Origin of the sequence: Streptomyces griseomycini (assembly GCF_014203535.1) — a bacterium.
Lineage (GTDB): Bacteria > Actinomycetota > Actinomycetes > Streptomycetales > Streptomycetaceae > Streptomyces > Streptomyces griseomycini.
Genome location: NZ_JACHJI010000001.1, coordinates 873,458 through 885,270, shown reverse-complemented (window position 1 = coordinate 885,270; position 11,813 = coordinate 873,458). Strand labels below are relative to the sequence as shown.

The 11,813-nt window shown below is 73.2% G+C and carries 13 protein-coding genes and 2 tRNA genes; 14 read left to right on the top strand and 1 reads right to left on the bottom strand.

Annotation, left to right across the window (positions count from 1 at the left end; genetic code table 11):
- Positions 1-424: 424 nt before the first annotated feature.
- The 5 genes from proB (at position 425) to FHS37_RS04030 (ending at position 5,320) form a co-directional block, all read left to right on the top strand.
- Positions 425-1,531: a glutamate 5-kinase gene (proB, locus tag FHS37_RS04050; protein ID WP_184817716.1), complete on the top strand. Its 1,107-nt coding sequence runs from the start codon at positions 425-427 to the stop codon at positions 1,529-1,531.
- A 145-nt stretch (positions 1,532-1,676) separates the two neighbouring features.
- A complete protein-coding gene (locus FHS37_RS04045) occupies positions 1,677-2,135 on the top strand; it encodes a DUF8830 family protein (protein WP_511256439.1) in 459 nt (152 codons plus the stop codon).
- A 67-nt stretch (positions 2,136-2,202) separates the two neighbouring features.
- Positions 2,203-3,489, top strand: coding sequence for a glutamate-5-semialdehyde dehydrogenase (locus tag FHS37_RS04040; RefSeq protein ID WP_184817604.1), 1,287 nt, complete (start codon positions 2,203-2,205; stop codon positions 3,487-3,489).
- Positions 3,490-3,597: 108 nt separating this feature from the next.
- Positions 3,598-4,161, top strand: a complete 564-nt coding sequence (locus tag FHS37_RS04035) for an SCO2584 family spore wall biosynthesis protein (protein WP_444545127.1) — start codon at positions 3,598-3,600, stop codon at positions 4,159-4,161.
- Positions 4,162-4,249: 88 nt separating this feature from the next.
- Complete coding sequence (locus FHS37_RS04030; protein WP_184817602.1) at positions 4,250-5,320, top strand: SCO2583 family membrane protein; 1,071 nt, start codon at positions 4,250-4,252, stop codon at positions 5,318-5,320.
- A 91-nt stretch (positions 5,321-5,411) separates the two neighbouring features.
- On the opposite strand, the gene FHS37_RS04025 is transcribed toward FHS37_RS04030, so the two are convergent.
- The gene (locus FHS37_RS04025) at positions 5,412-6,536 is read right to left on the bottom strand and encodes a M48 family metallopeptidase (protein ID WP_184817601.1); all 1,125 of its coding nucleotides are present in this window, start codon (positions 6,534-6,536) and stop codon (positions 5,412-5,414) included.
- 328 nt (positions 6,537-6,864) lie between these two features.
- Between FHS37_RS04025 and FHS37_RS04020 the strand changes: the two genes are divergently transcribed.
- The 9 genes from FHS37_RS04020 to FHS37_RS03980 all read left to right on the top strand — a co-directional run bounded on the left by FHS37_RS04020 (position 6,865) and on the right by FHS37_RS03980 (position 11,786).
- A complete protein-coding gene (locus tag FHS37_RS04020) occupies positions 6,865-7,029 on the top strand; it encodes a hypothetical protein (protein WP_184817600.1) in 165 nt (54 codons plus the stop codon).
- A gap of 79 nt (positions 7,030-7,108) precedes the next feature.
- Complete coding sequence (gene nadD, locus FHS37_RS04015; RefSeq protein ID WP_184817599.1) at positions 7,109-7,822, top strand: nicotinate-nucleotide adenylyltransferase; 714 nt, start codon at positions 7,109-7,111, stop codon at positions 7,820-7,822.
- A 16-nt stretch (positions 7,823-7,838) separates the two neighbouring features.
- Positions 7,839-9,560 carry a LytR C-terminal domain-containing protein gene (locus FHS37_RS04010; protein WP_184817598.1) on the top strand — a complete coding sequence of 574 codons (1,722 nt, stop codon included), beginning with the start codon at positions 7,839-7,841 and terminating at the stop codon, positions 9,558-9,560.
- Positions 9,561-9,655: 95 nt separating this feature from the next.
- Positions 9,656-10,102: a ribosome silencing factor gene (gene rsfS, locus FHS37_RS04005; RefSeq protein ID WP_184817597.1), complete on the top strand. Its 447-nt coding sequence runs from the start codon at positions 9,656-9,658 to the stop codon at positions 10,100-10,102.
- A complete protein-coding gene (locus FHS37_RS04000) occupies positions 10,099-10,767 on the top strand; it encodes a histidine phosphatase family protein (protein WP_184817596.1) in 669 nt (222 codons plus the stop codon). Before rsfS ends, FHS37_RS04000 begins: the two co-directional genes overlap by 4 nt.
- Positions 10,768-10,919: 152 nt before the next feature.
- A tRNA-Ala gene (locus tag FHS37_RS03995) sits at positions 10,920-10,992 on the top strand.
- A 201-nt stretch (positions 10,993-11,193) separates the two neighbouring features.
- Positions 11,194-11,367 carry a hypothetical protein gene (locus FHS37_RS03990; RefSeq protein ID WP_184817595.1) on the top strand — a complete coding sequence of 58 codons (174 nt, stop codon included), beginning with the start codon at positions 11,194-11,196 and terminating at the stop codon, positions 11,365-11,367.
- A gap of 3 nt (positions 11,368-11,370) precedes the next feature.
- Complete coding sequence (locus tag FHS37_RS03985; RefSeq protein ID WP_006136074.1) at positions 11,371-11,604, top strand: hypothetical protein; 234 nt, start codon at positions 11,371-11,373, stop codon at positions 11,602-11,604.
- A 109-nt stretch (positions 11,605-11,713) separates the two neighbouring features.
- Positions 11,714-11,786, top strand: a tRNA-Ala gene (locus FHS37_RS03980).
- The last annotated feature ends 27 nt before the right edge of the window (positions 11,787-11,813 follow it).

Here is an 11,813-nt window from a genome sequence, read left to right as displayed (position 1 = left end):
AGCGGCCGCCGCCGGGCCCGGACCCGCGCCCGGCGCCTGCTCGTGCGCGTGCGCGAGGAATGTCCGCGTCCGGTTCTGCGCCGTTCGTGCGCACCGGCCCCGACCGGACCGGGAGCGTCGCCGTCATCCGGTCCCACCCGCACCGGGCACGAGGACGCCGGGCGGACCCTCACCGGTCCGCACCCGCCGGACGGGTCGTCGCCGCGCGCCGACGGCGCTCCGACCGGAAGGGGCGGTCCGTGCGACGTCCGCCGCCGGGGCCCGAGGGCGCGCTCGCCGTCGCGGCGCCTTCCCGAGGGCGGTCCGGCGCTGTCCGCAGCGTGGACCGGTGGCGCGCCCCCCATCCCTTTCACGTAGATTGCCTGGCGAGTGAGGCGGTCTACGCGAGGGGACGGGCGACAAGGTGGCAGGGGCAAGGCAGGCCGTGGGCGAGGCCCGCAGGATCGTCGTCAAGGTCGGGTCCTCGTCGCTGACCACCGCGGCGGGCGGTCTGGACGCCGACCGCGTGGACGCCCTCGTCGACGTGCTGGCCAAAGTGCGCAGCGGCGGGGAGCGCGAGATCGTCCTCGTCTCCTCCGGCGCCATCGCCGCCGGCCTCGCCCCGCTGGGCCTGCGCCGCCGGCCCGAGGACCTCGCCCGCCAGCAGGCCGCCGCCAGCGTCGGCCAGGGCCTGCTGGTCGCCCGCTACACCGCCTCCTTCGCCCGCTACGGCGTCCGGGTCGGTCAGGTGCTGCTGACCAGCGACGACATGAGCCGCCGCGCCCACCACCGCAACGCCTCCCGCACCCTCGACAAGCTGCTGGCGATGGGCGCCTTCCCGATCGTCAACGAGAACGACACCGTCGCCACCGACGAGATCCGCTTCGGCGACAACGACCGCCTCGCCGCCCTCGTCGCCCATCTGGTCCACGCCGACCTGCTGGTGCTGCTGTCCGACGTGGACGGCGTGTACGACGGTGACCCCGGCAGGCCCGGCACCTCCCGGGTGGCCGAGGTGCGCGGCCCCGAGGACCTCGCCCACGTCGAGATCGGCAGCGCCGGCAAGGCGGGCGTCGGAACGGGCGGCATGGTCACCAAGGTCGAGGCCGCCCGGATCGCCGCCGCCGCCGGGATCCCCGTGGTGCTGACCAGCGCGGTCCACGCGGCCGACGCCCTCGCCGGCGGCGACACCGGCACCTACTTCCACCCCACCGGCAAGCGTTCCGCCGACCGGCTGCTGTGGCTGCAGCACGCGTCCACCCCGCAGGGCTCGCTCGTCCTGGACGACGGCGCGGTGCGCGCGGTCGTGCAGCGCCGCAAGTCGCTGCTGCCGGCCGGCATCGCCGGCGTCGAGGGCGAGTTCAGCGCGGGCGACCCGGTCGAGCTGCGGGACGGCGCGGGGCGGGCGGTGGCGCGCGGGCTCGTCAACTTCGACGCCAAGGAGATCCCCCTCCTGATCGGCCGCTCGACCCGGGAACTCGCCCGGGACCTCGGGCCGGAGTACGAACGCGAGGTCGTACACAGGGACGATCTGGTGGTCCTGCATCCGTAATGCGCCGAATCGTCCGCCCTCGGTGGTGGACGTTCCGCAAAACCGCCCCGCGATCCCCGGCGGCCTGCTCAACTTCTGTCCCAGGGACACATCCGCCCGGCCCCCACGGCCGGTCCGCGCGAGCAAGGAGGCCGTCGTGAGACGAGTGCGCCCTGGGACGACGGCGTCCCGCGGTGGTGCGGGTCCCCGTACGGCCGACGGCGAGCGCGCCCTGACCGGCGTCGCGGCCGGGGACCGGTCGCCGGGCGGCGAGCCGCGCGAGCTCCCGCGCCTGTGGCACGTCACCCTCAGCGTCTCCGGCGAGCGGTCCCCGATCGCCGAGGTGCGGCGGGCCTTGGAACGGCTCGCCCACGACCACCCCTTCCTGCTGACCAGCCGCTACGCCGCCGACCACGCGGAGGTCCGCTACTGGGAGGAGGCCCGCGACCTGCACGACGCGGCCGCCATGGCGCTGCGCCTGTGGGGCGAGCACCGGCAGACCGCGGGACTGCCGCCCTGGGAGATCGTCGGCCTGGAGGTCATCGACCGGGTCACCTACCACCAGCGCGTGGCCGCGGGCCACGGACCGGCCCTGGCGACGCCGGTCGGGGTGCACCCGTTCTGAGCGCCGGGACGTCTCGGGAGGTGGGACGACGGCCGGACGGCGGCGCCCGGCGCACTACCCTTCCCCCATGACCACGCTCTCGCCGTACGACTCGATGTCCCCGGTCAACCAGGCCGCCTACCGGGCCAAGGCCGCCGCCGCCACCCTCGCGCCGCTGCCGCGCGCGGCGAAGGACGACGCGCTGCTCGCCGTCGCGGACGCGCTGGAGGTCCGGGCGAGCGAGATCGTCGAGGCCAACGCCCAGGACGTGGCCAGGGCGCGCGAGGCCGGCACCAGCGACGGCATGATCGACCGGCTCACGCTCACCCCGGAGCGGGTGCGCGCCATCGCCTCCGACGTGCGGGACGTGGCCGCGCTGCCCGACCCGGTCGGCGAGGTCGTCCGCGGCTCCACGCTGCCCAACGGCATCGACCTGCGCCAGGTCCGGGTGCCGCTCGGCGTCGTCGGGATCATCTACGAGGGCCGCCCGAACGTGACGGTCGACGCCGCCGCCCTGTGCCTGAAGTCCGGCAACGCGGTCCTGCTGCGCGGCTCGTCCTCCGCGTACCGGTCGAACACCGCGCTGGTGCGCGTGGTGCGGGACGCCGTGGGCGGGGCCGGACTGCCCGCCGACGCCGTGCAGCTGGTGCCCGGCGAGAGCCGCGAGAGCGTGCGCGAGCTGATGCGCGCCCGCGGCCTGGTCGACGTGCTCATCCCGCGCGGCGGCGCCTCCCTGATCAACACGGTCGTCCAGGAGTCGGTCGTCCCGGTCATCGAGACCGGCACCGGCAACTGCCACGTCTACGTCGACGCGGCGGCCGACCTCGACACGGCCGTGGAGATCCTCATCAACTCCAAGGCCCAGCGGGTCGGCGTCTGCAACGCCGCCGAGACGCTGCTGGTCCACCAGGACATCGCCGCCGAGTTCCTGCCCCGCGCCCTGGACGCCCTGGCCGACGCCGGGGTCACCGTGCACGCCGACGAGCGCGTGCTGGCCCACGCCAAGGACACCCGGGCGACGGTCGTGGAGGCCACGGCGGAGGACTGGGAGACCGAGTACCTCTCGTACGACATCGCCGCCGCCGTCGTCGACTCCCTCGACAAGGCCGTCGAGCACATCCGGCTGTGGACCTCCGGCCACACCGAGGCCATCGTCACCACCTCGCAGCAGGCCGCCCGCCGCTTCACCCAGTTGGTGGACTCCACCACGGTCGCGGTGAACGCCTCCACCCGGTTCACCGACGGCGGCCAGTTCGGCTTCGGCGCCGAGATCGGCATCTCGACGCAGAAGCTGCACGCCCGGGGGCCGATGGGCCTGCCCGAGCTGACCAGCACGAAGTACATCGTCACCGGCGACGGCCACGTACGGCGCTGAACCGGGCGCGCCGCGGAAGCGGCGGTACGGGCGGCGGGACCGTCTCGGCAGACGGATGAATTTCCATACCGTCTGCCCAAATTGACCCCCCAGGTCTACTCTGGATCCGTGCCGGAGGACGTGGGGGGCACGCCGTTCCCTGACGGCTGGGAGCCCGACGACGACCACGACCGCGGAGCGTCGGACGAAGAGTTCGCCTCCGTGGTCTTCGACGAGGCCTTCGTACGCGCGGCCGAGGTGCACGAGCCGACCGCCGTCGAGCGCCTCCTGGCGGCCGCGCAGGCCAGGGCCGAGGCCTCCGAGGCCGAGGCCCGCCGGGCCCGTCCGCGCGGCGAGCGGTACGACGACGGGTACGGCGGCTACCGGGGCGCCCCCGGCTTCGACGACCCGGACGACGACCCCGACGTCCTGGAGGACGGCCGCGGCTCCCCGGGCCCGTACGGCAGGCAGGTGCGCTGGCACCGCCCCGTCGCCTGGATGCTCGCCCTGGTGATGGGCATCGGCATGGTCGCGCTCGCCTTCTCGGCCGTCTACCGGGGCGCCTCCTCCAACCGCCAGGACCAGGTCCCGCCCCCCGCCTCCACCGGCCTGGAGCAGGGCGGCGGGGCGGCCCCGTCCGCCTCCGCCGACTACTCCCAGCCGACCGTCCCGGTGATCCCGAGCAGCCCCTGAGACCGGGCGTCCGCTCTGGTGCGAACCCGTCGGGACCCGGCGCGCGGCAGGGCGTTTACCCGGACTCCCCGGGACCTACCCTGAAGGTATGGGAGGGCCTTCGGACCCGCCCGAGGGGACGCCCGAGGGAGCCCCCGGAGGCGGAGAGGACGAGTACAGGTCCGTCGTCTTCGACGAGTCCTTCGTCCGCGCTGCCCGGCTCCAGGAGTACTCCGCACAGGAGCGCATCACCGACCACGCGCCCGCCGTGCGCCGCCGCCCGCCCCTGCGCCGGGGCCTGTCCCGGCAGGCCCTGGTCCTGTTCTTCCTGATCGTCGTGGCCTTCGGCACCGCGCTCTACATGGGCGTACGCCACCCCTACCAGAGGCCCGCCGTCGAGGAGCCGGCCGAGTCCCTGCGGACGACCGTCGTCCCGCTCGCCCCCCGGGGCGAGGTGCCCGGCACCTCCGACCTCGAACGGCTGTACGCGAGCAGTCCGGCGGCGCAGTTCCGCGTCGGCGCGGAGGGGGTGACGCTCCCGGGGGCCAGACGCACCGCGCACTTCTCGGACAGCCAGGTCATGAGCGCGCTGATCACCACGAAGGACTACCTCGTGCGGTCCTCCCTCGACCCCGCGGTGCTCACCGGCGGCGAGACGCGTGCCGTGCGGGTGCTGCTCGACCCCGACCAGCTGGAGCAGTTCGACCGGAGCTTCGCCCGGCCCGCCGCCGACGGACGGCACGCGCCCACCGGGTGGCTGGTCCGCTTCGACCCCTCCCGGGTGGAGCTGGCCGACCACACGGTCCGGGTGCGGGGCACGATGCAGGCCGCCGAGACCGACGCCTCCACCCTCGAGGTCAGCACGGACCACACGTTCGCGTACGCGGTGCGGCCGGCCGGCGCGGACCGGGACGCCGAGGTCTCCCTGTTCACGGTCCGGCGCGAGCTGCTCTTCCGCTTCGACCACGACGACCTGCGCCTGCACCAGGCCCAGCTGGTCCTCTCCGAGGTCCAGGCCGGCCCCCTGTCCTGCGCCGAGGACTCCGCCGCCCGACTGCGTCCCCTCCTCGCCGGCCAGACCGCCCGGGAGGGCGGTCCCGCCGGCACCGACCCCTACGCCCCGGGCGGCACCCCGGCGCTGTGCGGCTCCCTGGCGACTCAGGCACAACCGAAGCCGTGAGCCGGCCGGCACCGGCGAGGCCGCCCGGGCCGCGGGGGCGGCCACCACCCCCGCGGCCCGCGCGGCCCCGGGGCGCGAGCACCGTCGCGGCTCAGGCGCCGTCGCGCGACGGGCCGTCGTCCTCCGGTCCCGGCGACGTGTCCGGCCCCTCGGCGTCCCGCGGCGGCCGGGGCGCCGAGGACGTGAAGCCCCCGAAACCGCGGCGGACCCGGCCGCCCAGGTCCCCGGCGCCGCCCGCGATGTCGCTGACCAGCTTCATCAGCGGATCCTTGGAGTTCCTCACCTCGTCGGCGTAGCTGCTCGCCGACTCCCGCCACGAGTCCCGCACCGAGGCGTCCTTGTCCTCGTCGCGGCGCGGGTAGTGGCCGTCCACGATCCGCTGGTACTCCCGCGTGGCCGCCCACTTCTTCAGCTCGGCCGCCCGCACGGTGGCGAAGGGGTGGGAGCGGGGCAGCACGTTGAGGATCTTCAGCACGGAGTCGCGCAGGTCGCCCCCGGCCTCGTACTCGTCGGCCTGCTCCAGGAACGCGTCCACGTTCATCTCGTGCAGGTGGTTGCCGCCCGCGAGCTTCATCAGGCCGCGCATCGAGGCCTGGAGGTCCTGGCCGACCAGCAGCCCCGCGCGGTCCGCGGACAGCTCCGACTTGCGGAACCACTCGCGCAGCGCCGTCACGATCGCCATGATCGCGACGTTGCCGAGCGGGATCCAGGCGACCCGGACCGCGAGCGAGGTCAGGAACAGCAGGATCGTCCGGTACACCGAGTGCCCGGACAGCGCGTGCCCGACCTCGTGCCCGACGACCGCCCGCATCTCCTCCTCGTCGAGCAGCTCGACCAGCCCCGTGGTGACCACGATGATCGGCTCGTCCAGGCCGATGCACATCGCGTTCGGCACCGGGTCCTGGTTGACGTACATCGGCGGGACCTTCTCCAGGTCCAGGATGTAGCAGGCGTCCCGCAGCATGTCGTTGAGGTGCGCGAACTGCCGGTCCGAGACGCGCACCGAGTCGGACAGGAACAGCAGCCTGAGGCTCCGCTCGGGCAGCAGACCGCTCAGGGCCTTGAAGACCGTGTCGAAACCGCTCAGCCTGCGCAGCGCCACCAGCGCGGAGCGGTCGGCCGGGTGCTCGTACGCACGCGAGGAGATTCCGGGGAAGCGCCTGCGCTGCCTGCTCGGCACGCTCTCGTGCCCGTTGTGCTGATGGCCGTCGGACATGTTTCCCCCATGTGCGTCTGAGTGACCCTTGCGGTCCCTTGTGCGGCCCTTCGTCCTCCCGGGGCGAGGCCCAGCCTAGGCGCAGACGCCGCGGACGGGCAGTCCGGGAGGACACGGCACCGCGCGGTGCGCCGCCTGCGCGGTGCGGGGCAGAAGGACGGGTTCCAGGCAGAAGGACGACCGGAGGCACCGGGAAGGTTGCCCGTCGCCCGCACCTCCACGGGCGCCGCCGCCCGCAACGGCGGAGTCGGCGTGATCGACGCGGACGCCCCCGCTTACGATGAGCCGACGTCTTTATCCCGCCCACACGCGATAGGTCCTGCCGAAGATGAGCTTCCCCAGCACCGCTGCCCAGTTGGTCACCCTCGCCGCCGAGGGCGGAGAGCACGGCGGCAACCACCAGAGCCTCAGCCCCTACCTGACCGGCGGCGCCGCCCTGTTCATCCTGCTGCTCCTGCTGTGGATCACCACCCGCTTCAACCGCGACCGCTGAGCCCGTCACGGACCGTCCGGGGATCCGGGGCCCATCCGGCGGCCGGGGTCCACAGGCCGGGCCGGTAGGGTCTGCACGCATGGAAGAGCAGGACATGCCCACCGGTCCGGCACGGGAGACGGCCGGGGGGACGGCGAGCGGCACCGAGCGCCGCCCGGCGCCCGGCCGGACGGCCGGCGGCCCCGGCAGCGGCCCGTCGCGGCCGGGCAAGCGCCGCCTCGGCGTCATGGGCGGCACCTTCGACCCGATCCACCACGGGCACCTGGTGGCGGCCAGCGAGGTCGCCGCGCAGTTCCACCTCGACGAGGTGGTCTTCGTCCCCACCGGCCAGCCGTGGCAGAAGAGCCACCGCGCGGTCTCCGCGGCCGAGGACCGCTACCTGATGACGGTCATCGCGACCGCCGAGAACCCGCAGTTCTCGGTGAGCCGCATCGACATCGACCGCGGCGGTCCCACCTACACCGTGGACACCCTGCGCGACCTGCGCGCGCTCAACCCCGACACGGACCTGTTCTTCATCACCGGCGCCGACGCCCTCGCCCAGATCCTCACCTGGCGCGACAGCGAGGAGCTGTTCTCCCTGGCGCACTTCATCGGCGTGACCCGGCCCGGCCACCACCTGACCGACGCGGGCCTCCCCGAGGGCGGTGTCTCCCTCGTCGAGGTCCCCGCCCTGGCGATCTCCTCGACGGACTGCCGTGCGAGAGTCGCCAAGGGAGAGCCCGTCTGGTATCTGGTGCCGGACGGAGTCGTGCGCTACATCGCCAAGCGTGAGCTGTACCGCGGCGAGTGAGCCGAGAGGGGCACCGGTGAACGACCGATACGACGCGGGGCACGGGACCGACGGGTCCGCCCCGTACGAGCTCGTCGGCTACGACGAGTACGGCCGGCCCGTCTACCACCAGGCGACGGACCGGCAGCAGCCGTACGACCCGTACCGGCAGCAGGGCTACGGGTACGACCCGTACGCCGCGGGCGGGCCGCAGCAGCCCGCGCCGTCGTACGACCCCTACGGGACCGCCCAGCAGCCGCAGGCCTCCTCCTACGGCTCCTACGACCCCTACGCGACCGACACGACCGGCGCGTACCAGGACGACCCGGCGACCGCCCCGTACGACCCTTACGGCCAGACCGCGCACGGCCAGACCGCGCACGCCGGCACCGGTCAGCAGCCCCGGGTCACCGAGCAGACCGCGCACATCCCGCAGCAGGCCGGCCCGGCCGACGACGGGACGGCCCCCGCCGAGCCCGCGCCGGAGTACCGCACCGAGCAGTTCGCGTTCGTCGAGGAGCCCGACGACGACTCCGAGGACGTCATCGACTGGCTCAAGTTCACCGAGAACCGCACCGAGCGCCGCGAGGAGGCCCGGCGCCGCGCGCGCAGCCGGATCATCGCCCTGGTCGTGGTCCTCGCCCTGGTCGCCGTCGGCGGCGTCGGCTACCTCTGGTACGCCGGGAAGCTGCCCGGCCTGTCCGACTCCGGCTCCGGCACGGGCACCGCCACGGCGGCGGGCGCCCAGAAGCGCGACGTGATCGTCGTCCACCTGCACGACACCAGGAAGGGCGGCACCGCGACCGCCCTGCTCGTCGACAACACCACCACCGAGCAGGGCACCACCGTCCTGCTGCCCAACTCCCTCGCCCTCACCGCCGACGACGGCACCACCACCACGCTCGCCAAGTCCGTCGAGGACGACGGCTCCGAGGGCACCCGGACCGCGCTCGACACCGTCCTCGGCACCGACATCGAGGGCACCTGGCGGCTGGACACCCCGTTCCTGCTCACCCTCGTCGACCTCGTCGGCAACATCGAGGTCGACACCGACACCGACGTGCCCGACCCGGACGCCGGGAAGAAGGGCGAGACGCCCCTGGTGCGGAAGGGCGAGAACCAGACCCTCAGCGGCAAGATGGCCGTCGCCTACGCCACCCACCGCGCCCCGGGCGAGTCCCAGAACGCCCAGCTGGAGCGGTTCGGGCAGGTCATGCACGGCGTCCTGCGCAAGATGACCTCCGACCCGGACGCCGCGACGACCACCGTCCAGACCCTCGGCCAGATCATCGAGCCGCCGCTGACCGACAAGGACCTCGGCGCCTTCCTCGCCCGGCTCTCCGACCTCGCCAAGGGCGGCGACCACAGGACCGCGCTGCTGCCCGTGCAGGAGGACGGCACGCTCACCGCGCAGGCGAGCGACAGCGTGGTCGAGGACGTCCTCGGCGGCACCGCCAAGAGCCCCGACCCGGACGCCGCCGTCAGCGTGTCCGTGCGCAACGCCACCGGGGTGAAGGGCCACACCGAGCAGGCCCGCGTGGTCCTCCTCAACGGCGGCTTCACCTTCCTGGAGGCCGGCACCGCCACCGCCCCGGAGGCGGCCTCGAAGGTCGTCTACGCGAACGCCGCCGACAAGGAGAACGCCACCGAGGTCGCCAAGACCCTGGGGCTGTCCACCGACTCCGTCGCCAAGGGGAAGACCTCCGCGAACGCGCGCGTCTCGGTCGTCCTCGGGCAGGACTACGACCCCGGGTCGTAACCGGCGGGGCGAGGGCGTGCCCCGTAATGCGTGGGGCGCGCCCGGCGGTCCGTGAGACCCTGGAGGGCAAGTGACCGTCGATCGAAAGCCTTGTAGTGACCGCAACCGACCGTTCCCTGGAGCTCGTCACCACCGCCGCCCAGGCGGCCGCCGACAAGCTCGCGCACGACATCGTCGCCTACGACGTCAGTGACGTGCTGTCCATCACCGACGCCTTCCTGCTGGCCTCCGCGCCCAACGACCGCCAGGTCAAGTCGATCGTCGACGAGATCGAGGAGCGGCTGAACAAGGAGCTCGGCGCCAAGCCGGTCCGCCGCGAGGGCGACCGCGAGGCCCGCTGGGTGCTGCTCGACTACGTCGACATCGTCGTCCACGTCCAGCACAGCGAGGAGCGCGTCTTCTACGCCCTGGAGCGGCTGTGGAAGGACTGCCCCGAGCTGGAGCTGCCCGCCGACGCCCAGGCCAGCCGCGGCAAGGCCGCCGAGCACGCCAAGCAACAGGAGGCCGAGGCGGCGGTGGAGCCGGGTGGTGAGTGGCGGTGAGCGCCACCGGTGAGGTGGGCGGGTCCGCGCGCCGGGGCCGCCGCGTCATCCTGTGGCGGCACGGCCAGACCTCCTGGAACGTGGAGCGCCGCTTCCAGGGCTCCACGGACGTGGAGCTCACCGCGGCCGGCGTCTCGCAGGCCCGCCGGGCCGCCCGTCTGCTCGCGGGCCTCAAGCCGGACGCGATCGTCGCCTCCGACCTGAAGCGGGCCGCGGACACCGCCGCGGAACTCGCCGCGCTCACCGGCCTGGAGGTCACCCTCGACGAGGGCCTGCGCGAGACCTACGCGGGCGTCTGGCAGGGCCTGACGCACGACGAGATCATCGCCCGGTACGGCGAGGAGTACGCCGCGTGGAAACGCGGCGAGCCGGTGCGCCGGGGCGGTGGCGAACTGGAGACCGAGGTCGCCGACCGCGCAGCCCCCGTGGTGCTGAGGCACGTCGAGAAGCTCTCCGAGGACGGCACGCTCGTCGTGGTCAGCCACGGCGGCACCATCCGCACCACCATCGGCCGGCTGCTCGGGCTGGAGCCGCACGACTGGGAGAGCCTCGGCGGCCTCACCAACTGCTGCTGGTCCGTCCTCGGCGAGGGCGCCCGCGGCTGGCGCCTGCTCGAGCACAACGCCGGCACCCTGCCGGAGCCGGTGCTCGGCGACGACGACTGAGCGCCCCGGGGCCGGTGCGGAACCGGCCCGGGACCGGCCCGCACCGGTCGGGGGACCCGGATTTCACTTTCCGGCAGGTCACAGGCTAGAGTTCTTCTTGTTCGCCCCGCCGAGCGGAGCGGAACACCAAGCGGCTCCGCCGCGTGGCACCAGGGGCTATAGCTCAGTTGGTAGAGCGCCTGCATGGCATGCAGGAGGTCAGGAGTTCAATTCTCCTTAGCTCCACACCGCGAAGATCCCGTCCCCCACAGGGGGGCGGGATTTTTCGTCGTTCACCCTTGAGCAGGACGGCGCCCACAGGCGTATACCTCTACGAGGCGCCGAGCCGTGTCCCGACCGGTACCCCGGCGTCGCTGACCGTATTGGCCCGGTCGTGGCAGAATCAAACGGCCGGAAGGGGGCGCGGCCCGACGGGAGGGAGTTGTGATGCCTGCGAGCATCCTCGAGGAGGTCGAACACCTTCTCGGGGCGGTGTCGACGCCACGGACCTCGACCCGTCTCAGCTGCCCTTCCTGCGGTTCCGCGCACGTCGCCCAGGTGCTCGGCGACAACGGCGGGGTCTCCTACGTGTGCACGGCCTGCGGCCACAGCTGGAGCTGACCGATGGGTGCACACAGGCGGAAGTGCGACTGGTGCGGCAGCGGGACGCCGATCGTCCGCGACATGGAGCCGATCAACCCCGACTACCAGTACTGGTGCGAGGAGTGCGCGCGGGCGCTGATCATAAAAGGCGACCCCATCGAGACGTACCGGGAACTCGAGGGCGAGCCGATCTACGGCCGGCTGCTCGAAGAGCACTGCACGCTCAAGAGGTTCTACTCGTTCGTCACGGCGTGACCCACGGATGTACGCCTCAAATCGGACGAAGCGGAAACGATTTGGTGTGGGGCCGGGGTGACCGTGTAATGTTGGCGTCGTCGCCGGGGGGAACCCCGGGAAGCGGCAAGGGGCTATAGCTCAGTTGGTAGAGCGCCTGCATGGCATGCAGGAGGTCAGGAGTTCAATTCTCCTTAGCTCCACGGAAAAGATCCCCCGGTCCTGAAGGA